14 protein-coding genes and 2 tRNA genes are annotated in these 22,776 nt (G+C 46.3%); 5 read left to right on the forward strand and 11 right to left on the reverse strand.

Annotated elements, in window-relative coordinates; translation table 11 throughout:
- Positions 1-28: 28 nt before the first annotated feature.
- Complete coding sequence (gene mnmL / locus AC6R16_RS07095; protein WP_500673981.1) at positions 29-976, reverse strand: tRNA modification radical SAM protein MnmL/YtqA; 948 nt, start codon at positions 974-976, stop codon at positions 29-31.
- A 531-nt stretch (positions 977-1,507) separates the two neighbouring features.
- Between mnmL and gltB (AC6R16_RS07100) the strand changes: the two genes are divergently transcribed.
- From gltB (AC6R16_RS07100) to AC6R16_RS07120, 5 genes are all read left to right on the forward strand, one after another.
- A complete protein-coding gene (gene gltB, locus AC6R16_RS07100) occupies positions 1,508-6,055 on the forward strand; it encodes a glutamate synthase large subunit (protein WP_500673982.1) in 4,548 nt (1,515 codons plus the stop codon).
- Positions 6,055-7,524: a glutamate synthase subunit beta gene (locus AC6R16_RS07105; protein ID WP_486795311.1), complete on the forward strand. Its 1,470-nt coding sequence runs from the start codon at positions 6,055-6,057 to the stop codon at positions 7,522-7,524. Before gltB (AC6R16_RS07100) ends, AC6R16_RS07105 begins: the two co-directional genes overlap by 1 nt.
- A 429-nt stretch (positions 7,525-7,953) precedes the next feature.
- Positions 7,954-12,417, forward strand: a complete 4,464-nt coding sequence (gene gltB / locus AC6R16_RS07110; protein ID WP_500673983.1) for a glutamate synthase large subunit — start codon at positions 7,954-7,956, stop codon at positions 12,415-12,417.
- A 21-nt stretch (positions 12,418-12,438) separates the two neighbouring features.
- The gene (locus tag AC6R16_RS07115; protein ID WP_500673984.1) at positions 12,439-13,851 is read left to right on the forward strand and encodes an FAD-dependent oxidoreductase; all 1,413 of its coding nucleotides are present in this window, start codon (positions 12,439-12,441) and stop codon (positions 13,849-13,851) included.
- Positions 13,852-13,946: 95 nt separating this feature from the next.
- Entirely contained in the window at positions 13,947-14,375 is a 429-nt protein-coding gene (locus AC6R16_RS07120; RefSeq protein WP_500673985.1) for a DUF1499 domain-containing protein, read from the forward strand.
- Positions 14,376-14,572: 197 nt separating this feature from the next.
- Here the strand turns inward: AC6R16_RS07120 and truB are convergent, their stop codons facing one another.
- From truB to ubiT, 10 genes are all read right to left on the reverse strand, one after another.
- Positions 14,573-15,520 carry a tRNA pseudouridine(55) synthase TruB gene (gene truB, locus AC6R16_RS07125; RefSeq protein ID WP_500673986.1) on the reverse strand — a complete coding sequence of 316 codons (948 nt, stop codon included), beginning with the start codon at positions 15,518-15,520 and terminating at the stop codon, positions 14,573-14,575.
- Positions 15,520-15,927, reverse strand: coding sequence for a 30S ribosome-binding factor RbfA (gene rbfA, locus AC6R16_RS07130; RefSeq protein ID WP_005472794.1), 408 nt, complete (start codon positions 15,925-15,927; stop codon positions 15,520-15,522). The genes truB and rbfA overlap by 1 nt, the downstream gene beginning before the upstream one ends.
- Positions 15,928-16,041: 114 nt before the next feature.
- Entirely contained in the window at positions 16,042-18,729 is a 2,688-nt protein-coding gene (gene infB, locus AC6R16_RS07135; RefSeq protein ID WP_500673987.1) for a translation initiation factor IF-2, read from the reverse strand.
- 20 nt (positions 18,730-18,749) lie between these two features.
- A complete protein-coding gene (gene nusA / locus AC6R16_RS07140) occupies positions 18,750-20,237 on the reverse strand; it encodes a transcription termination factor NusA (RefSeq protein WP_171323121.1) in 1,488 nt (495 codons plus the stop codon).
- Positions 20,238-20,261: 24 nt separating this feature from the next.
- Positions 20,262-20,717 (reverse strand): ribosome maturation factor RimP, encoded by a 456-nt coding sequence (gene rimP / locus AC6R16_RS07145; protein ID WP_004744998.1) that lies wholly within the window; start codon positions 20,715-20,717, stop codon positions 20,262-20,264.
- Between the two features lie 222 nt (positions 20,718-20,939).
- Positions 20,940-21,016, reverse strand: a tRNA-Met gene (locus AC6R16_RS07150).
- A 56-nt stretch (positions 21,017-21,072) separates the two neighbouring features.
- A tRNA-Leu gene (locus AC6R16_RS07155) sits at positions 21,073-21,156 on the reverse strand.
- 31 nt (positions 21,157-21,187) lie between these two features.
- Complete coding sequence (gene secG, locus AC6R16_RS07160) at positions 21,188-21,520, reverse strand: preprotein translocase subunit SecG (protein ID WP_004415521.1); 333 nt, start codon at positions 21,518-21,520, stop codon at positions 21,188-21,190.
- A 223-nt stretch (positions 21,521-21,743) separates the two neighbouring features.
- On the reverse strand, positions 21,744-22,247 hold the full coding sequence (locus tag AC6R16_RS07165) for a GNAT family N-acetyltransferase (RefSeq protein WP_500673988.1): 504 nt from the start codon (positions 22,245-22,247) through the stop codon (positions 21,744-21,746).
- Positions 22,231-22,758, reverse strand: coding sequence for a ubiquinone anaerobic biosynthesis accessory factor UbiT (gene ubiT / locus AC6R16_RS07170; protein WP_500641495.1), 528 nt, complete (start codon positions 22,756-22,758; stop codon positions 22,231-22,233). The genes AC6R16_RS07165 and ubiT overlap by 17 nt, the downstream gene beginning before the upstream one ends.
- Positions 22,759-22,776: the final 18 nt, after the last annotated feature.

A 22,776-nucleotide genomic window follows, 5' to 3' on the forward strand; every position in this document is an offset into this window, starting at 1 on the left:
AAGTGTATAAAAGATATCAGCTTATTGCTTAATAATCAGCCTTTAATATTGGTTTTGTATATGTAAATGACTGATCTATTAACGAACCTTGTGCGCCATCACGATTAAGTGCACGGCCAATTTCTGTCATTGCAAGCCAACGGTTCTCACACCAAAGTGGTGCTAGTAACGTCGGCCTTCGTGCTGCCGAAGATACTCGATGATAAACCACCTCTGGGGGAGTCATGCGGATCATTTTACTCGCGATAGAGACATACTCTTCGAGTGACGGTGCCTCCAATTTACCCGCTTTCCAAGCTTTTGCCATGGTGCTACCTTCAACGATGTGTAGCCCATGAAGCTTAATTCCATCAGTCCCCACTTCAAGCACCTTGTTCAACGTTTCGATATTGTCTTCACGGCCTTCTTTCGGCAGTCCTACAATAAGATGAGTACAGACCTTGATCCCCAGTGCACGAGCGCGCTCAGTAATCTCCGCATAACACTCAAAGTCATGACCACGATTAATACGTTTTAAGGTCTGGTTGTTGGCAGTTTGCAGCCCGAGCTCAAGCCAGATTTCATAACCTTGCTCTACGTAACTTGATAGCAAATCTAAGACGGCATCTGGCACACAGTCAGGTCGAGTCCCTACACAAAGTCCGACGATATCAGCCGCTTTAAGTGCTTCTTCATACATGTTCTTGAGCACCTGAACTTCAGCGTAGGTACTGGTGTAGGCTTGGAAGTAGGCGAGATAACGCTTGGCTCGAACAATTTCTCCCGCTCTATCGGTCAGTTGTTCATGAATGCTTTTGATCTGCGCCTCTTCGTCAGCAAAAGAAGCAACATTGCAAAAAGTACAACCGCCACGACCAATCGTCCCGTCTCTATTTGGGCAGCTAAATCCACCATGTAACGTTAGCTTATGGACTTTTTCACCGTAACGACGCTGAAGGTCTTGTCCGATGGTATTGACCAACTCATGAAGCTGCATGACTACCCCTTACTAGATCGAAATAAATCTCATTAAGATCAATGTAATTAAATTACAAATCTGAAAAAAATGGAGGGGGAAAGGTAGCGATTTCAAACAGGCGAAGCATTAACCAATATCAATAAACATGCAAAAATAACGTGCCTCAGACAGATTGTTACGCAAAAGTTAAACATAATATTCATTTATAACCCAAAAAAAGTGGGCAACAGCATCGAGTTTTGATTGCATTTCATCCTTACTAAATTGTAGGATACTTACAGATTTCGCTGTTTTTTGTGATTTTACTTACATAAAAACTCGGTGAAACGTCGGTGTTATCCCACTCCCACCTATATAAATCACTAGATTGTGATACTAAAAAACGGGATTCCACCAAGGATTGTTTTTCTCGCAATATTTTTCTGCGAGATACGGAAAGGAATCAAAGTCGCCAACCTAGGCTGACTTCGAATCAAAACTATAAAGGACAGGACGTAGAACTAGTTTCGACTAGCACATTTGCGCCTACTGAACTGGAAGGATGTATCTATGGTAGATAGAGAGCAAAATGCCCAAGGTCTATATACTCCCGAACTGGAGCATGACGCTTGTGGTATCGGTTTTGTTGCTCACCTTAAAAACCGTAAATCACACGAAGTAGTTACTCAGGCACTTGATATGCTAGCCCGTATGGAACACCGCGGTGGTCAAGGTTGCGACCCATGTAGTGGTGACGGTGCAGGTATCTTATTGCAAAAGCCCCATGAATTTCTGTTAGAAGAAGCGGTAAAGCTTGGTATCAAGCTCCCCTCTTTTGAGAAATACGGTGTCGGTGTTGTACTTTTCCCTAAAGATGAACACAAACGCGCGCAATGTCGCGATATTTTAGAACGTAATGCAAAGCGCCTTGAGCTAGACGTTATTGGCTACCGTGTTCTACCTACTGACAACTCAATGATCGGCGCAGATCCTCTAAGCACTGAGCCTCAATTTGAGCATGTATTTGTCTCAGGCGGCCCAGGAATCACGCCTGAAGAACTAGAACGTAAGCTTTACGTACTGCGAAACTACACAGTTCGCGTATGTCTAGAAAGCGTTTCTAACATTGGTGATGATTTCTACATCAACTCTATGTCTTACAAGACAGTAGTGTACAAGGGTCAGCTAACTACGGAACAAGTCCCTCAGTACTTCCTAGATCTACAGAACCCAACGATGGTCAGTGCGCTGGCACTGGTTCACTCTCGTTTCTCTACCAATACATTCCCGAAATGGCGTCTAGCACAGCCTTTCCGTTACATTGCTCACAACGGTGAAATCAATACAGTTCGCGGTAACCTGAACTGGATGAAAGCTCGTGAAGCAATCATTGAATCTGACCTGTTCACTCAGGCCGAGATCGACATGCTACTGCCTATCTGTCAGGAAGGTAGCTCGGACTCATCTAACTTCGATATGGCACTTGAGCTCCTAGTTCTATCTGGTCGCAGCCTGCCACATGCGCTGATGATGATGATCCCTGAAGCATGGCAAGAAAACAAAAACATGGATCCAACACGTCGCGCGTTCTACCAATACCACGCCAATGTGATGGAACCTTGGGATGGCCCAGCTTCAGTCTGTTTCACCGATGGTGTGCAAGTCGGTGCAACCCTTGATCGTAACGGTCTGCGCCCATCTCGCTACACAGTGACTAAAGATGACTTCCTAGTAATGGCTTCTGAGTCTGGCGTGGTTAAAATTGAGCCAGAAAACGTTGAGTTCCGTGGTCGTCTTCAGCCAGGTCGTATCTTCGTTGCTGACCTAGAACAAGGTCGCATCATTTCTGATGAAGAAGTGAAAGATGGTATTGCGTCGGCACAGCCTTACGAAAAGTGGGTTGAAGAAAACCTACTGAGCTTGAAGAAGCTGCCTGATGCAAGCAACGAATTCAACCAACCATCACCAGAGAAGCTACTGCACAAGCAACAAGCATTTGGCGTAAGTTCTGAAGAAGTTAACGAAATCATCGTACCGATGGCGAAAGATGGCAAAGAGCCACTTTCTGCAATGGGTGCCGACTGGCCACTAGCGATTCTTTCGCACCAGTCACAACATCTATCAAACTACTTTAAACAGCTATTTGCTCAGGTAACTAACCCGCCAATCGACCCGATTCGTGAGCGTATGGTTATGTCTCTGAACACTTACCTAGGTAAAGATCAGAACCTGCTTGCTGAGTCACCAGAGCACTGTCAAAAAGTAGAGCTCGAGTCTCCAGTTCTCTCTAACTCTGAACTTGAGAAACTACGTGCGATCGATAACGAGCACCTTCAAGCCAAGACACTAGACATTGTTTTCCAAGCAAGCGAAGACGAAGGCAAGCTAGAGCGCGCACTTAAGCGTATCTGTCAGTATGCGGAAGATGCCGTCATCGATGGTTACTCAATCATCCTTCTGACTGACCGTGCCGTTAACTCTAACCACGCCGCAATTCCAGCTATGCTGGCGGTTGGCGCTGTTCACCACCACCTGATCCGTAAAGGTCTACGTGCCAAGTGTGACATCGTAGTTGAGACAGGAGATGCACGTGAAACGCACCACTTCGCAACGCTCGTTGGTTATGGCGCTAACGCAGTTAACCCATACCTAGTTATCGAAACTATGGTTGAGCTACAGCGCACTAAGAAGCTTGATCCTGAAACCAAGATTCGTGACCTATTTGAGAACTACCGTAAGTCTATCAACGGTGGTCTACTGAAGATCTTCTCGAAGATGGGTATCTCGACGCTGCAGTCTTACCACGGTGCACAGATCTTCGAAGCACTAGGTATCAGCAAGTCCGTTGTCGATAAATACTTCACAGGTACGGTTTCACGCATTCAAGGTCTAACGATTGACGATATCGCAAAAGAAGTACTAGTGCGTCACCGCATTGGTTTCCCTACACGTGAAATCCCAGTACAAGTGCTTGATGTGGGTGGTGTTTATCAGTGGAAACAGCGTGGTGAAAAACACCTGTTTAACCCTGAGACTATCTCACTGCTACAAGAATCAACGCGCAACAAAGACTACTCTCAGTTCAAGAAATACGCGAAAGCGGTAGACGATCAAGGCGATAACGCAGCAACACTGCGTAGCCAGCTAGACTTTGTTAAAAACCCAGCAGGTTCAATCCCACTTGAAGAAGTCGAGCCAATCGAAAACATCCTTAAGCGTTTCGCAACAGGTGCGATGTCATTCGGCTCTATCTCGTACGAAGCACACTCAACGCTAGCTGTTGCGATGAACCGCATTGGCGCGAAATCAAACTCAGGTGAAGGTGGTGAAGACCCAACACGTTTCGAGCGCAAAGAGAACGGTGATTGGGAACGCTCAGCAATCAAACAGGTTGCTTCAGGCCGCTTCGGTGTAACTTCTTACTACCTCACTAACGCAGATGAGCTACAGATCAAGATGGCTCAAGGCGCGAAACCTGGTGAAGGTGGTCAGCTACCAGGTGATAAGGTTGATGACTGGATCGGTGCAACACGTCACTCAACTCCGGGCGTAGGTCTAATCTCGCCACCACCACACCACGATATCTACTCAATCGAAGATTTGGCTCAGCTAATCTACGACTTGAAGAACGCAAACCGTGCTGGTCGCGTCAACGTGAAACTAGTATCTGAAGCTGGCGTTGGTACCATCGCATCAGGTGTAGCGAAAGCGAAAGCTGACGTTGTCCTTATCGCAGGTTTCGATGGTGGTACAGGTGCATCACCAATGTCGTCTATCCGTCACACAGGTCTGCCTTGGGAGCTTGGTCTAGCAGAAACGCACCAAACTCTCATCAAGAACGGTCTACGTAACCGTATCGTGGTTCAGTCTGATGGTCAGATGAAAACACCTCGTGACCTTGCAGTCGCAACACTACTAGGTGCTGAAGAGTGGGGCGTGGCAACAGCAGCATTGGTTGTTGAAGGTTGTATCATGATGCGTAAGTGTCACAAGAACACCTGTCCTGTTGGTATCGCAACCCAGAACAAGACTCTACGTGAGCGCTTTGATGGCCGCGTAGAAGACGTAGTGACATTCTTCCAATACATGGCTGAAGGTCTACGTGAAGTTATGGCTGAACTTGGCTACCGCACTATCGATGAGATGGTTGGTCAGTCGCACAAACTGAAAGTTCGCGAAGACATCAAACATTGGAAATACAAGAACCTAGACCTATCTCCTGTGCTTCACATTGAGCAAGCACGTGAAGGCGATGGCATCTACAACCAAACAGAGCAAAACCACAACCTAGAAGAAGTTCTAGACCGTAAGTTGATTCAAGCGGCTATCCCAGCCCTTGAAAAAGGCGAAGCAGTTAACGCTGAGTTCCCTATCATCAATACGGATCGCTCTGCAGGTACCATGCTGTCGAACGAAATCTCTAAGGTTTACAAAGACACAGGTCTACCACAACCGATGAACGTCAAGTTCACAGGTTCTGCAGGTCAGTCATTCGGTGCATTCCTAGCTAAGGGCGTGAAGTTCGAAGTGGAAGGTGATGCGAACGACTACTGGGGTAAAGGTTTATCTGGCGGTACGCTTGTGCTTTACCCTGACGCGAAGTCAACCATCGTTGCTGAAGACAACATCGTAGTGGGTAACGTTTGTTTCTACGGTGCAACATCAGGCGAGTCTTACATTCGCGGTATGGCGGGTGAACGTTTCTGTGTTCGTAACTCGGGTGCAAAAGTGGTTGTTGAAGGTGTCGGTGACCACGGCTGTGAATACATGACAGGTGGTGTCGCCGTTATCCTTGGCTCAACAGGTCGTAACTTTGCAGCAGGTATGAGTGGCGGTGTCGCTTACGTTTGGGACAAGTCTGAAGACTTTGAAACTAAGCTCAACCCAGAACTTGTCGACCTCGATCCAATCGAAGCCGAAGATCGCGCATTACTGAAAGAGATGCTTACTAAGCATGTTGAGTTCACAGGAAGTGAAGTTGCTCAGTCTTTCCTAAACAACTTTGAAGCAAGCCTAGCCTCTATGGTTAAGGTCATGCCGCGTGACTACAAAGCGGTACTTCAAAAGCGTAAGGCTGAAGCAGAGCAAGCACAAACGGAACAGGCGGAGGCAGTATAATGGGTAAGCCTACTGGATTTTTAGAACATGGTCGCGAGCTTCCAAAGAAGCTCGACCCATCGGTTCGGATTGAAGACAACAAAGAGTTCGTTTTAAACGAAGAGTTTGGCGATAAGATCAATACTCAGGCTTCTCGTTGTATGGACTGTGGTGTTCCTTTCTGTCACAGCGGGTGTCCGATTGGCAACATCATTCCAGAATTTAACGATGCCGTTTATCGTGATAGCTGGGAAGAAGCGTGGAATATTCTAAGTTCTACCAATAACTTCCCTGAGTTTACAGGTCGTGTGTGCCCTTCTCCGTGTGAAAGTGCATGTGTACTGGGTATCAACCAAGATCCAATCACTATCTGTAACATCGAGAAAACCATTGTCGAAACTGCGTACCGTGAAGGGTACGCAAAACCTAAAACGCCTCGTTCTCGTACAGGTAAAACTATTGCAATCATCGGTTCTGGGCCAGCTGGTCTTGCGGCTGCTGAGCAGCTCAATAGTGCGGGTCACTCAGTGACAGTATTTGAGCGTGACGAGAAAGTCGGTGGTCTACTACGCTTCGGTATTCCTGATTTCAAATTGGGCATGGATGTGATTGATCGTAAGATCAATCTAATGGCTGAAGCGGGCGTTGAATTCAAAGTAAACCAACACATCGGTGTTGACGTAAATGCTCAGCAATTGCGCCAAGAATATGATGTCGTGCTACTAACAGGTGGTTCAACGGTTCCACGCGATCTCCCAGTTCCTGGGCGTGAGCTGAAAGGCGTTCATTTCGCAATGGAATTCCTAGGCCAAAACAACCGCCGTGCCAACGACATGGATCTTAAAGGTGAAGAAATTCATGCCAAAGACAAACATGTTGTGGTTATCGGTGGTGGTGATACCGGTTCTGACTGTGTTGGTACCTCTAATCGCCATAAAGCGGCGAGCGTTACTCAGGTTGAGATCATGCCGATCCCACCAGAAAAACGCCCAGCGAACATGCCTTGGCCTCAATACCCAATGATCATGAAAACAACCACTTCTCACGAAGAAGGTTGTGATCGTCACTGGAACATTCTGACTAAAGAGTTCATCGGTAACGATCAAGGTCAGGTAACAGGTTTACGCATCGCTGATATCGTATGGAAAGATGCAGCGCCAGGCGAGCGCCCTACTTTTGAAGAAGTAGCAAACTCGGAGCGTGTTATCCCATGTGATATGGCCTTCCTAGCCATGGGCTTCTTACATCCAGAACCAACAGGTGTACTTGCTCAACTTGATATCAAACTTGATGAGCGCGGTAACGTCGCAACTGAAGGCTTTGCAACCAACCAAAAAGGTGTCTTTGCAGCCGGTGATATGCGTACTGGCCAGTCTCTAGTGGTACGTTGTATCAATGAGGGACGTGAATGTGCAATTGCGATTGATGATTACCTAATGGGCAATTCGAATCTTGAAGCAAAAGCAGACTCACTGATGCTCTCAGCATAATGATTAACCACCTAAGAAACTCATTTAGTAGATTCTAGGTGGTTAAGCATAAACAATCATTCCTTCCAAACTTTTCCGATTGACCAGTACATTGTGCTGGTCTTTTTTATTTTCCCAAAACACCCTTTGTTGCAAAATTGTAACAACAAAAACCTTAAGCTTCTGAATTATATAGGTTATTACAGCGCATTCAGTGGTAAATCGCATATTGACGTGATATTCCACCAAGAACTTGACCTTTTTTACAATAACCTATACGTTGTGAAGTCGATGAAAATGAATTCGTCCAATTTTGTTAAATATTTTAAGAATATTTACTGCATATCTATCCGATATATAACAATTAGAACGCATAGTTAGTCATACATACCAACCCTTTTGATGTTGGTAGTTCTGTCGGGATGACAGAGAAGCAAAGGGAGAATTGCAATGGCTTTATATGATCCTCGTCTTGAAAAAGACAACTGTGGATTTGGCTTGATTGCACATATGGAAGGTGAGCCAAGCCATAAACTGGTACGCACCGCAATTTCAGCACTTGACCGCATGACCCACCGTGGTGGTATCGCCGCAGACGGTAAAACGGGTGATGGCTGTGGTCTTTTATTACAAAAGCCCGACTCATATCTTCGTCTTATCGCTGAAGAAAATGGTTTCAACCTCGGCAAACAATATGCCGTAGGTATGATTTTTTTCAATCAAGACCCTCTAAAAGCTCAACAAGCTAAAGACATTATTAATCAAGAGCTTGCAAAAGAGACATTGACCGTCTCAGGTTGGCGAGAAGTGCCGACCAACTCGGCAGTGTTAGGCCCAATTGCGGCTGATTCACTGCCCAATATTCAGCAAGTTTTTATCTCAGCACCTGCCGGATGGCGTGAGCGCGACATTGAACGACGCCTGTATATCGCTCGCCGCCGAATTGAAAAACAGATCGTTGACGATAACGAGTTTTATATTTGTAGCTTGTCGACTCAAGTCATGGTGTACAAAGGTCTGTGTATGCCAGCAGACTTACCTAGGTTCTACTTAGACCTCGCCGACCTACGCATGGAATCAGCTATCTGCTTGTTCCACCAGCGTTTTTCGACTAACACTCAACCGCGTTGGCCACTAGCACAGCCATTCAGGTATCTCGCCCACAACGGTGAAATCAATACGATTCAAGGCAATAGGCAGTGGGCGCGAGCGCGTGCTTATAAATTTGCTTCGCCGCTCCTACCCGACCTGCAAACGGCGGCACCTTTCGTCAATGAAACGGGATCAGATTCATCAAGCTTAGATAACATGCTCGATCTGTTCTTAGCCGGGGGCATGGATATCTTCCGCGCTATGCGAATGCTTGTTCCACCTGCGTGGCAAAACCACCCGGATATGGACCCAGATCTACGCGCCTTCTACGACTTCAACTCGAAACATATGGAACCGTGGGACGGCCCGGCTGGTATCGTACTTTCCGATGGTCGATATGCGGCATGTAACTTAGATAGAAATGGCCTGCGCCCTGCTCGTTATGTGATCACTAAAGACAAGCTGATCACTCTCGCATCAGAAGTCGGTATTTGGGATTACGCACCGGATGAAGTCGCGGAAAAAGGCCGTGTAGGCCCCGGTGAACTGTTAGTGGTGGATACTCGCCAAGGCAAGCTATGGCAATCAAGCGAAATTGATAATGATCTTAAAGGTCGCCATCCATATAAAGAGTGGATGGATAGCAATGTTCATAAACTTACACCATTCTCGCAGTTAGCCGAAGATCAAGTAGGTGAACGTAGCTTTGACGATGACCAACTTAAGACCTACCAAAAACAGTTTGCGATGAGCAACGAGGAAGTCGATCAGGTCCTTCGTGTTCTGGGTGATATGGGGCAAGAAGCCGTTGGCTCAATGGGTGATGACACGCCAATGGCAGTGCTCTCTTCCAAAGAACGCCTTGTCACTGACTATTTCCGTCAGAAATTCGCTCAAGTAACCAACCCACCGATCGATCCATTGCGTGAAAAACACGTTATGTCGCTTGCAACCAGTATTGGTCAGGAGATGAATGTCTTCTGTGAAACCGATGGTCACGCCCATCGAGTCACCTTTGATTCGCCTGTTCTGCTTTACTCAGATATGAAGCAGTTGCTCGAGCTAAACGATCAACACTATGGCAACTCAGTACTGGATATTAACTACGATCCTCAAGAGAAAGATCTCGAAAAAGCCATCTTAGATCTTTGTGAACAAGCCGAGCAGGTGGTAAAAGATGGCTCTGTGCTCGTGGTTCTTTCTGACCGAGCATTACGCAAAGGCATGTTACCTATCCCAGCTGCGATGGTAGTAGGCGCAGTGCAAAGCCGCCTAATAGAAGCTAACTTGCGCTGTGACGCTAACATCATTGCTGAAACAGGAACGGTGCGTGATCCGCATCAATTTGCGGTTCTACTTGGCTTTGGCGCAACCGCGGTCTACCCGTACCTGGCCTATGAAGCCTTAGGCAAAGTGATTGATGATGGTGCGATCGATAAGAGCTATCGCGAAGTGATGCAGAACTACCAGTACGGCATCAACAAAGGCCTGTACAAGATTATGTCTAAGATGGGCATTTCAACGGTCGCTTCATACCGTTGTTCGCAATTATTTGAAGCTGTCGGCCTAAGTCAGGAAGTTGTCGAGCTGTGCTTTAATGGTGTTACAACGCGTATTCAAGGTGCAAACTTTGAAGACTTTGAGCAAGACCTATACAACCTTTCTCGCAAAGCTTGGGCGAAACGCAAACCTATCGAACATGGTGGACTGCTCAAATATGTCCACGGTGGTGAATACCACGCCTACAACCCCGATGTTGTAGGAACATTGCAAACCGCAGTTAAGTCCGGCGACTCTTCGGACTATAAGAGTTTTGCCAAACAGGTCAATGATCGCCCTGTCGCTATGCTACGTGACTTAATGCAACTGAAGAAATCAGACTCACCGCTACCACTGGAACAAATCGAACCAAGCACTGAACTGTTCAAACGATTTGATTCCGCAGCGATGTCTATCGGCGCTTTAAGCCCTGAGGCTCATGAAGCTCTGGCAGCCGCCATGAACCGACTGGGTGGCTACTCAAACTCCGGTGAGGGTGGTGAAGATCCACGCCGTTTTGGTACTGAACGTAACTCTCGTATCAAGCAGATTGCCTCAGGACGTTTTGGTGTAACACCGCACTACTTAACTAATGCTGATGTCTTGCAAATCAAGGTTGCACAAGGGGCGAAGCCTGGTGAAGGCGGTCAGTTACCGGGGCATAAGGTCACGGCTGAAATCGCTAAACTGCGCTATTCAGTGCAAGGGGTAACCCTTATCTCCCCTCCTCCTCATCACGATATCTATTCGATTGAGGATTTGGCTCAGCTTATTTTCGACCTTAAGCAGGTCAATCCGAATGCTCTGGTATCGGTGAAGTTGGTTTCTGAACCTGGTGTCGGCACTATCGCAACAGGGGTTGCCAAGGCTTACGCCGATCTGATTACCATTTCTGGTTATGACGGCGGTACGGCAGCAAGCCCACTCACCTCAGTAAAATATGCAGGTAGCCCTTGGGAACTCGGCCTTGCCGAAACTCAGCAGGCTCTAGTTGCCAATGGTCTTCGCCACAAGATTCGCCTCCAAGTTGATGGTGGCTTGAAAACTGGCTTAGACGTGGTCAAAGCGGCAATTCTTGGTGCAGAAAGCTTCGGTTTTGGTACCGCCCCAATGGTCGCGATGGGTTGTAAGTTCCTACGTATTTGTCACCTAAACAACTGTGCGACAGGTGTTGCTACGCAAGATGACACCTTACGTAAAGAATACTTCAAAGGCCTACCTGAGATGGTGATGAACTACTTTGTCGGTCTTGCTGATGAAGTGCGCGAGCTGTTAGCTGAACTTGGTGTTGAAAAGCTAACAGATCTCATTGGTCGTACCGATCTACTGGAAGCAGTAGAAGGTATGACAGCCAAACAGAGCAAGCTCGATCTATCTAGTATTCTTGAAGCACCAGTGTCACCACAAAACCATCCGCTTTATTGGACCGAGCCAAACGCTCCATTTGACAAGGCAGAACTCAATCAAAAGATCGTTGAAGATACCTTAGCGGCTGTAGAGGCTAAGCAAGGTGCTGACCTCTTCTATAACGTCATTAACACTGACCGTTCAATTGGCGCTCGTCTTTCTGGTGAAATAGCCAAACGCTACGGTAACCAAGGTATGGCTGCAACACCGATTAAACTCCATCTGGATGGTACTGCTGGTCAGTCATTTGGCGTCTGGAATGCGGGCGGTGTTGAACTGTACCTGACGGGTGATGCTAATGACTATGTCGGTAAAGGCATGGCTGGCGGTAAGATTGTTATCAAGCCGCACCAAGGTACCGCCTTTAGATGTAATGAGGCGACCATCATAGGCAACACCTGTTTGTATGGCGCAACAGGCGGCAAGCTATTTGCGGCAGGTACTGCAGGTGAGCGCTTCGGGGTGCGTAATTCTGGCACCATCTCTGTGATTGAAGGCGCTGGCGATAATGCTTGCGAATACATGACAGGCGGTATTGTTGCCATTCTTGGTGCGACTGGCGTGAACTTTGGTGCTGGTATGACAGGCGGCTTCGCTTACGTCTTGGATGAAAACGACGACTTCCAAGGTCGCGTGAACCAAGAATCGGTAGAGGCAGTTGCCCTTTCTGAGCTCTATATTCATCAGGAACATTTACGTGGCTTAATTGCAGAACACTTAGAAGAGACAGGATCTGCTCACGCAGAAAACATCTTAGCGAACTTTGATGAATGGATTCCAAAGTTCTACTTAGTGAAACCTCAAGCAGCAGACTTAAACACCCTGCTAGGCCATCAAAGCCGCAGTGCCGCAGAACTGCGCGTTCAAGTCCAATAATTCATGGAGGATGTTTGAATCATGAGTCAGAACGTATACCAATTTATCGACGTACAACGCGTAGATCCTGCGAAAAAGCCGATTAAAACTCGTAAGATTGAGTTCGTCGAAATTTATGAACCCTTTACTAAGCAGCAAGCCACTGCGCAAGCAGATCGCTGCTTAGACTGTGGTAACCCTTACTGTGAATGGAAATGTCCGGTTCACAACTATATCCCGCAATGGCTAAAGCTCGCCAATGAAGGACGCATATTAGAAGCGGTTGAGCTCTCTCACCAAACTAACAGCTTGCCTGAAGTGTGTGGTCGAGTATGTCCTCAAGATAGGCTGTGTGAAGGTTCTTGTACCTTAAGCGACGACTTTGGTGCCGTGACAATTGGTAATATTGAAAAGTACATTACCGATAAAGCGTTTGAGATGGGCTGGAAACCAGACATGTCCAAAGTCGAGTGGACAGATAAGAAGGTTGCTATTATCGGTGCAGGGCCTGCTGGCCTTGCAGCGGCAGATATCTTAGTTCGTAACGGCGTCAAGCCTGTTGTTTTCGATCGCTACCCTGAAATCGGCGGTCTACTCACTTTCGGTATTCCATCGTTTAAGTTGGAAAAAGGGGTCATGGAGAATCGTCGTCGAGTCTTTAGCGAAATGGGCGTCGAGTTTCAGCTCAACATTGAGGTGGGGAAAGACATCCAAATGCAGGAGCTTGTCGATGAGTATGACGCAGTCTTCCTTGGCGTCGGCACTTACAAGAATATGCGTGCGGGTCTAGATAACGAGGATGCTCCGGGTGTGTATGACGCTCTACCTTTCTTAGTGTCAAATACCTATAAGGTAATGAGCTTAGAAGATGACCAGCCGTTTATTGATATGGCAGGGCAAAAAGTCGTCGTCCTTGGTGGTGGTGATACCGCAATGGACTGTGTACGTACATCGATTCGCCAAGGTGCTGATAACGTCATTTGTGCTTACCGCCGTGATGAAGCCAACATGCCGGGCTCTCGTCGTGAGGTAAAAAATGCCAAAGAAGAAGGGGTTAACTTTATGTTTAACCTTCAGCCACTAGGACTTGAGGTCGACAGCTCAGGCAAAGTCAGCGGTGTCAAAGTGGTCAAAACGGCATTGGGTGAACCAGATGAAGCGGGGCGCCGTCGCCCAGAACCTGTAGAAGGCAGTGAACATGTATTGGAAGCCGATGCCGTTATCATGGCATTTGGATTCCAACCCCACCAGATGAGTTGGCTTGAACCATATGGCGTAGAACTCGATCAATGGGGACGTATCAAAGCACCATCTGATCAAGAGTTTATGTTCCAGACGAGCAACAAAAAGATCTTTGCCGGAGGAGATGCCGTTCGCGGTTCTGATCTTGTTGTTACTGCGATTGATGAAGGGCGTAAAGCTGCTGAAGGTATACTTGATTACCTTGAGATATAGCCTTAACTCAACTCACAAAAGGATCCATTAATTGGATCCTTTTTTCATTTAAAACATATAATTGAATTCAATTAGAGTAAGACAAGGTATTCAAAATGAAGAACGCCGCTCTCCTTTCAATCACCCTATTGGGTTTAACCGCTTGTAGCCAAGGAGTACAAGATATGTCAGATCGCACAGCTTCACCTTGCGGTGACAAACCTAACTGCGTTTCAACACAAGATACTCGACCAGAGCATAACCTCGCGCCGTTTGAACTCAATGATGGCGTAACCTTAGATCAGATCGAAGCTGTGGTACTAGAACAACCAAGAACCAAAACTGCAGAAAAAAACACTGATTATTTACGAGTAGAATTTACCAGTAAGATCATGCGTTTCGTCGATGATTTGGAATTAAGAATAGAAGGGAGTAACCTGATTGTTCGCTCTGAATCCCGCACTGGTCACTCTGATTTCGGAGTTAACCGTAAACGCGCTGACGCACTGAGAGCAGCACTGACTGAGGCTAAGCTGGTTAAGTAGCCTCTTACACTAGTATCCAGACTCCTTTGCCAAGGCTTGAGATTTCGACGCCTTGGTAAACCTTACAACAGGGTAACAACTGGATGAGATGAACTTTGTTGCTATTGCGGCCATGTATACGCGGACATTACTCTACACTGGTATAAAAAAACCGAAGCATTGAGCTTCGGTTTAATGTATTCAGTAACGATAGTCTGTTACTCAGCTTCTTCGCGGAAAACCACTAAGCGCTTAGGAGCAACCTTGCCATCAGCATTGACTTCAGCAACACCGATAAAGAGCTTCTCTTCACCTGAAGTCATACGCAGAGGCGTTCCTTCTGGTGCACCTAATACCTGTACTGGCATACCGTGTTGAACCAAGTTAGTTAACTCAGCGTTTAGATTCACTTCTGGTAAATCTTCTACCGCGGTATCCATTGGTAACAACAGAGGATCAAGTAGCTCTTTTGGTGCGATTTCATCACGATCTGCTTGCTCTAACAGCTCGTTAAGTTGCTCTAGAGTAACCATTTTCTCGTATGGATATTTAGCAACCCCTGTACGACGTAGCATAGTGACGTGAGCACCACAGCCGAGCATTTCACCGAGATCATCGACGATAGTGCGGATGTAAGTCCCTTTTGAACAGTGGACTTCCATCTCGACTTCATCACCTTCAAAGCGATGCAGGACGATTTCATAAACCGTAATTTTGCGTGATTCACGCGGCACTTCAATACCTTTGCGCGCATATTCATACAAAGGCTTACCTTGGTATTTCAATGCCGAAAACATCGAAGGCACTTGGTCTGACTCACCACGGAACTTATCGATGCATGCTTCTAGTTTTTCTAGAGAAACGTCTACCGGACGAGTCTCAACCACTTCACCATCAGAATCCGAGGTATCCGTGCGCTCACCTAACTTGGCGATCACTCGGTAGCGTTTATCAGAATCCAACAAGAACTGAGAGAACTTGGTTGCTTCACCAAGACAGATTGGCAGCATACCTGTCGCTAGGGGATCCAGAGCACCGGTATGACCTGCTTTCTCTGCAAAGTAAATGCGTTTTACTTTCTGCAGTGCATCATTAGATGAAATGCCTGTTGGCTTGTCTAAAAGGACAACACCATTAATTGGACGACCTTTACGACGACGAGCCATTACTCTTCACCTGCCTGATCTTCTTCACGGCCAGCGTCATGCTGTTTACGCTTATCTTCGTTAACTACTTCTGACACTAGGTTTGACATACGCATACCCTCGACAAGTGTATTGTCGTAGTGGAAACGCACTTCAGGTGTTAGACGTAGGCGAATGCGTTTGCCTAGCATCATACGGATATGAACTTCATGCTCACGTAGTGCTTCTAGGCAAGACTCTGGAGTTTGCTCACCAACACATAGGAAAGTAACGAAAACTTTCGCGTATGCTAAATCACGTGACACTTCCACATCAGAAATCGTCACCATGCCTAGGCGAGAATCTCGAACTTCGCGTTGAAGGATCATTGCGAGTTCTTTTTGCAGCTGCTGTGCAACACGCTGCGTGCGGCTAAATTCTTTTGACATATCTTTTCTCTTATTAGAAAGAATGGGGGGATGGATAAATTCCAGCCCCCCATGGCGTATTCAACAACCAATTACTGCTTATCTATCAATAAGTAAGCCAGCAATGTTAGTCAATTAGTCTAGAGTACGTTTAACTTCAACGATTTCGAAGACTTCGATTTGGTCACCAACGCGAACATCGTTGTAGTTCTTAACGCCGATACCACATTCGTAGCCGTTCTTAACTTCTTGTACGTCATCTTTAAAGCGACGTAGTGACTCTAGTTCACCTTCGTAGATAACAACGTTATCACGTAGTACGCGGATAGGGTTGTTACGCTTGATGATACCTTCAGTAACCATACAACCTGCGATTGCGCCCAGTTTCGGTGACTTAAATACGTCACGAACTTCAGCAAGACCAATGATCTCTTGCTTGAATTCTGGAGCAAGCATACCGCCCATTGCTTGTTTCACTTCATCAATCAATTGGTAAATGATTGAGTAGTAACGAAGGTCTAGGTTTTCGTTTTCAACAGTACGGCGAGCTGTTGCATCAGCACGTACGTTGAAGCCAAGGATGATAGCGTTAGAAGCTGCTGCTAGTACGGCATCAGTTTCAGTAATACCACCAACACCAGAACCTACGATGTTCACTTTCACTTCATCAGTTGAAAGCTTGATTAGTGAGTCAGAGATTGCTTCCACAGAGCCCTGTACGTCAGCTTTAAGAACAACGTTCAGTTCAGCAACTTCACCAGCAGCCATGTTAGAGAACATGTTCTCTAGTTTCGCTTTCTGCTGACGAGCCAGTTTCACTTCACGGAATTTACCTTGACGGTAGTTCGCTACTTCACGCGCTTTACGCTCATCACGTACTACTGTTGCTTCATCACCAGAAGCAGGTACACCAGAAAGACCTAGGATCTCTACTGGGATAGAAGGACCAGCAGTCGTTACTTCTTTACCGTTCTCATCGCGCATAGCACGAACACGGCCGTACTCTTGACCACAAAGAACGATATCGCCTTTGTTTAGCGTACCAGACTGAACAAGTACAGTTGCAACTGGACCACGACCTTTATCTAGACGAGATTCAACAACCACACCAGACGCCATGCCTTCTTCAACTGCAGTTAGTTCAAGAACTTCAGATTGCAGAAGGATAGTTTCTAGAAGACCGTCGATGTTTGTACCCTGTTTCGCAGAGATGTGAACGAACATGTTCTCACCGCCCCACTCTTCAGGAATAACGTCGTACTGAGCTAGCTCGTTCTTAACGTTATCTGGGTTTGCATCTTCTTTGTCGATCTTGTTCACAGCAACAATCAGAGGAACACCTGCCGCTTTCGCATGCTGGATCGCTTCGATTGTTTGTGGCATTACACCATCGTCTGCCGCTACAACTAGAACAACGATATCTGTCGCTTGAGCACCACGAGCACGCATTGCAGTAAACGCCGCGTGTCCAGGAGTATCAAGGAAAGTGATCATGCCGTTGTCAGTTTCAACGTGGTAAGCACCGATGTGCTGTGTAATACCACCTGCTTCACCCGACGCAACGTGTGCTTTACGGATGTAGTCAAGCGTAGACGTTTTACCGTGGTCAACGTGACCCATGATAGTAACAACAGGAGCACGAGGAACTGATTCAGCATTATTATCACGATCTGATAGTACCGCTTCTTCTAGCTCGTTCTCTTTACGCAGGATTACCTTGTGGCCCATTTCTTCAGCAACAAGCTGTGCTGTTTCTTGGTCGATAACCTGGTTGATAGTCGCCATTGCGCCCATCTTCATCATTACTTTGATAACTTCCGTGCCTTTCACTGACATTTTGCTTGCCAGTTCAGAAACTACGATAGTTTCACCGATTACAACATCAGCTTTAGCAACCGTTGCTGTCTTATCGAAACCTTGCTGCATTGAAGTTGGTTTAGCTAGCTTACCTTTGTTGCGGTTTCTGCCGCCACGCTGGTTACGACCGCCACGATTTTGGTCATCGTTGTTAGAAGCTTTTTTCTTCTTCTTACGACGGCCACCTTCTTCTTTACGGTCAGCCGCATCTTCAGCTTCACGAGCGTAAGTAGAAGTGGTTACGTGGTAGTCAGAGTTTTCAAGCTCTTTCTTCTTCTTCTCTTCTTCAGTCCAACGAGCTTCATTTTCTTCAGCAAGTTTACGAGCTTCTTCAACAAGCTTAGCCGCTTCTTGTTCCGCTTTACGTTGGGCTTCTTCTTCCTGACGACGCTTCAGCTCGTCAGCTTCTTTCTTCGCTTGCGTATTAGCTTCCGCATTTTTTGCATTCATGTCTTTATTAGCCTTATCAGCTTGGGCGCGTTTAGCCTTTTCTTCAGCGTCGCGTTTTGCATCCGCTTCTTGCTTCGCTTTCTCTTCGGCCTCGCGTTTTGCTTTCTCTGCAGCTTCACGTTTCGCTTGCTCTTCAGCCTCACGCTTCGCAAGCTCTTCAGCTTCACGCTTTGCTGCTTCCTCAGCCTCACGTTTCGCGTCGTCTTCGATAATGCTGCGCTTCACATAAGTACGCTTCTTACGCACTTCTACTTGAACATCCTTACTCTTGCCACCACCAGCATTAACGCTTAGTGTGCTGCGAGTTTTACGCTGTAATGTTAAGCGAGTTGGCTCCGCGTCACCTGAAGTGTCGCCGTGCTCTTTCTTAAGGTGAGTCAAAAGTTTCTGCTTTTCTTCATCAGTAACTTGATCACTACTCGCTTTCTTCATGCCAGCGTCAGCAAGTTGTTCAATCAAGCGGTCCACTGGTGTACCAATTTCTTCACTCAGTGCCTTAACAGTAATTTGTGTCATCCGCTTCCTCCTTGCTGAAATTATTCGTCGTCGCCGAACCAACAAATGTTACGAGCAGCCATGATTAGCTCACCCGCACGTTCTTCGGTTAGACCTTCAATACCTTCGATATCATCGATACCCTGATCAGCTAAGTCTTCTAGTGTTGCAACACCTTTAGCTGCCAGTTTAAATGCCATCTCACGCTCCAGACCTTCTAAGCCAAGTAGGTCTTCAGCAGGCTCTACACCTTCGAAAGATTCTTCTTGAGCAAGAGCAAGAGTCGTTAGTGCATTCTTAGCACGATTACGTAGTTCTTCGACTAGATCTTCATCTAGACCGTCAACTTCAAGAAGCTCGTTTACAGGTACGTAAGCCACTTCTTCTAGAGTAGAGAAACCTTCTTCAACAAGCAGTTGAGCAAAGTCTTCTTCGATATCTAGGTGCTTCATGAAGCTTTCGATTGCAGCTTGAGACTCTTCAGCATGTTTCTTGTGAAGATCTTCAACTGTCATTACGTTTAGTTCCCAACCCGTTAGTTGAGATGCAAGACGTACGTTTTGACCATTACGGCCGATAGCTTGTGCTAGGTTGTCTGCTTCAACAGCGATGTCCATTGCGTTTGCATCTTCATCAACGATGATAGAAGCAACATCAGCAGGTGCCATTGCGTTGATAACAAATTGCGCTGGGTTATCGTCCCAAAGAACGATATCGATACGCTCACCACCAAGTTCGCCAGAAACAGCTTGTACACGTGCACCACGCATACCAACACACGCACCAACTGGGTCAATACGCTTGTCGTTAGTTTTAACCGCAATTTTCGCGCGAGAACCAGGATCGCGTGCTGCACCTTTAAGTTCGATGATCTCTTCAGCGATTTCAGGTACTTCTACACGGAATAGCTCTGCTAGCATTTCAGGCTTAGAGCGAGTCACGAATAGCTGGAAGCCACGAGCTTCTGGCGCCACTTTGTAAAGTAGGCCACGAACACGGTCGCCTGGACGGAAGTTTTCACGAGGAAGTTGGTCGTCACGTAGGATAACCGCTTCTGCATTGTTACCTAGGTCTAGTACCACAGTTTCGCGGTTAACTTTCTTAACCACACCAGTCACTAGCTCACCTTCGTTGTCGATGAACTGCTCTACGATTTGCGCGCGCTCAGCTTCACGTACTTTCTGTACGATAACTTGCTTAGCCGTTTGAGTCGTAATACGGTCAAACGTTACTGACTCGATGTCGTCTTCAACGTAATCACCTAGTTCAAGCTCTTCGTTTTCGAATTTCGCTGCTTCTAGAGAGATTTCTTTGGTTGGGCTCTCAACTTCTTCAACAATCAACCAACGGCGGAATGTTTCAAACTCGCCCGTTTTACGGTCAATTTCAACACGAACATCAATTTCCATTTCGTGCTTCTTCTTAGTAGAAGTAGCCAGAGCAATTTCTAGGGCTTCAAAGATACGCTCACGAGGTACCGCTTTCTCGTTCGATACCGCTTCTACTACCGCTAAAATTTCTTTACTCATTTTAAATAGCCTCTAAGACTTTAATTAAAATTTAGGGATCAGGTTAGCTTTTGAGATGTTGCTTAGGGCAAACTCTTCTTCGTTACCTTCAACAGTAACTGAGATAGTTTCACCATCGACAGAGTGGATTACACCTTTCCACTTACGACGGTTGCCTACAGCCATCTTCAAAACGATGCTTACCTCGTGACCAATAAACTGTTCATAGTGTGCAGCTTTGAATAGTGGTCTTTCTAAACCTGGTGAAGACACTTCAAGGTTGTAAGCCACTGTGATTGGATCTTCAACGTCCATTACCGCGCTAACCTGACGGCTAACTTCAGCACAATCTTCAACATTAATACCGTTCTCGTGATCGATGAAAATACGTAATGTTGAGTGTTCACCTGCGCGAACAAATTCTAATCCAACTAACTCATAACCTGATGCCGCTACAGGAGCTTCAAGCATTTCAGTAAGTTGTCTTTCTAAACCAGTCATTTAAACCACTCCAGAAACAAAAAAAGGGCTCAGAGCCCAATTTAAATTCCAAGCAAAGCTCTAAATTCTCAATGAGAAAATTTAGATAACAAAAAACCCCGAAAAGTCGGGGTTTTTTGTTGCTGGACCCTGATACGTTAAGTGATATCGATGCCACTTAACTCGCAATATCGCTATTGCGCAAACTTGTCCCAATCCACTTTCTATAAAAGAAAAGGGATTTGGTTGCGGGGGCCGGATTTGAACCGACGACCTTCGGGTTATGAGCCCGACGAGCTACCAAGCTGCTCCACCCCGCGTCCGACTTGTCGAGCATTATACGCTCTCCAAGGTGTTTTACAAGTTTGTAAATCAATGGTGCCGAGAGAGGGACTCGAACCCTCACACCTAAGGCACTAGCACCTCATGCTAGCGTGTCTACCAATTTCACCATCTCGGCAGCTAATTCTATTTATCAGCTAGAAAATAGCTTATTGAGGAATTTCGTCGCCTTGAGGGGCTGGAATTTCGCTCGCATCGTCAGCTTGTTGGATAACCTGACCTTGAGTCGGGTCTACCCATTGTGACTCAGTTTTATGTGTAGACATATTACCAAGCACTAAGCTAAGGATGAAAAATACTGTTGCAAAAATTGCAGTCATTCGGGTTAGGAAGTTACCTGAGCCGCTTGCGCCAAACACTGTGTTTGATGCGCCTGCACCGAATGAGGCTCCCATATCTGCGCCTTTACCTTGTTGAATCAGCACTAGGCCGATTACACCAACCGCTGCCAACAGGTAAATCACAAGTAGAACTGTAAACATGATTTCCACCTATGTTCCAAATTGTTGAGCCAGCGCCGCTCGAAAACTCTTTAATGATGTTTTTGAACAAGGCTAGCGACCTCCTTACCGAAGGCCGAGCAATACTAGCGAAAGCCGATAACGCTGACAAGTAGATTTTTTCAAAAAAGTACGCCTTGAGAGCTAAGCGGTCAAAAAAAGGACAAAACCACAGTTTTAGCTCTTTAGAATCACAGCATTGAAATTAAAGCTCTGAAAATTCAGGACTGTACTCAATCAAACCAGAGCGTCCGTCAAACTCACTTTCTTCTAGTGCTAGGACTTGAAATGCCCCTTGTGGGACTTCCCATTGACAGTGCATTTGCTGATTTGCACTATCCACAAAACCAAAACGGCCATAATAAGCTGGATCGCCCAACACAACACAGGCTGGGTAGCCAAATTCGCGCAAAGAAGCCAAACCTTCCTTTACCATGTCAGCCGCAAGACCTTGTCGGCGATACTTTTCATCGACAGCTAACGGAGCAAGTCCCTGCCAATTATAGTCACTACCGTCTAATATCACTGGGCTAAACAGTACGTAACCGACTACCTCTCCTTCGTCATTGCAGGCAACAAGAGATAAGGTGCGACGTCCGTTTTCTCTTAGCTTCATGACCAAGTCAGCTTCCGCTTCAGTCTCAAACGTTGATTTAAGTAATCGATCTATGGCAAGTATGTCTGCCGGTGCTTCAGTTCGAATAAGCATTTACAACCTCATTATGTGTTGCAGGCGATTGTAATCCTTTTTGCACAAAATCGGCTAGTTGATTTAACAAGGTTTGAAGAGGTTTTGGCAAAGACTCCAGATCGACACTGTCCATCAAGTTCTTCACTTCAAGGCCTAGTTCGGTATCCCCTTCGATGGTCAAACGGCGCTGAAAGAATAAAGTGTCTGGATCTTCTTTGCGTCCAGCAATCAGCACCAGGTCATTAAGATTGCCGCTAAACAAGACATCTTCTCGTACTGGTTTATCTGCAACCACAATTTGCTCATCCTGATAGCTTATCAGCCAACTCAAACGCAGATCTTTTACCTCAACTTTTAACCACTTATCTTCAAGAAATTCAAAGTCACCATCCTCAAGTGCTTCTTTAAAAACAGTTTTAAGGCCTTCAAGCAAGGCTCTTTTTTGTACAGTTTGAGGCAAGAAGTGGACTGGAGATCGCAAAATTGATGCGGCATTTTGAACTAGTTGAGTGCGAATCTTGTTAATCACGCGAGATATCCGTTACTT

This window comes from Vibrio sp. R10-SG3-ISO10 (assembly GCF_059834185.1).

Excerpts from the sequence above, each read along its gene's own strand:
- mnmL (WP_500673981.1), bottom strand. The coding sequence starts at position 976 with ATGCAGCTTCATGAGTTGGTCAATACCATCGGACAAGACCTTCAGCGT.
- gltB (WP_500673982.1), top strand. The coding sequence starts at position 1,508 with ATGGTAGATAGAGAGCAAAATGCCCAAGGTCTATATACTCCCGAACTG.
- AC6R16_RS07105 (WP_486795311.1), top strand. The coding sequence starts at position 6,055 with ATGGGTAAGCCTACTGGATTTTTAGAACATGGTCGCGAGCTTCCAAAG.
- gltB (WP_500673983.1), top strand. The coding sequence starts at position 7,954 with ATGGCTTTATATGATCCTCGTCTTGAAAAAGACAACTGTGGATTTGGC.
- AC6R16_RS07115 (WP_500673984.1), top strand. The coding sequence starts at position 12,439 with ATGAGTCAGAACGTATACCAATTTATCGACGTACAACGCGTAGATCCT.
- AC6R16_RS07120 (WP_500673985.1), top strand. The coding sequence starts at position 13,947 with ATGAAGAACGCCGCTCTCCTTTCAATCACCCTATTGGGTTTAACCGCT.
- truB (WP_500673986.1), bottom strand. The coding sequence starts at position 15,520 with ATGGCTCGTCGTCGTAAAGGTCGTCCAATTAATGGTGTTGTCCTTTTA.
- rbfA (WP_005472794.1), bottom strand. The coding sequence starts at position 15,927 with ATGTCAAAAGAATTTAGCCGCACGCAGCGTGTTGCACAGCAGCTGCAA.
- infB (WP_500673987.1), bottom strand. The coding sequence starts at position 18,729 with ATGACACAAATTACTGTTAAGGCACTGAGTGAAGAAATTGGTACACCA.
- nusA (WP_171323121.1), bottom strand. The coding sequence starts at position 20,237 with ATGAGTAAAGAAATTTTAGCGGTAGTAGAAGCGGTATCGAACGAGAAA.
- rimP (WP_004744998.1), bottom strand. The coding sequence starts at position 20,717 with ATGACTGGTTTAGAAAGACAACTTACTGAAATGCTTGAAGCTCCTGTA.
- secG (WP_004415521.1), bottom strand. The coding sequence starts at position 21,520 with ATGTTTACAGTTCTACTTGTGATTTACCTGTTGGCAGCGGTTGGTGTA.
- AC6R16_RS07165 (WP_500673988.1), bottom strand. The coding sequence starts at position 22,247 with ATGCTTATTCGAACTGAAGCACCGGCAGACATACTTGCCATAGATCGA.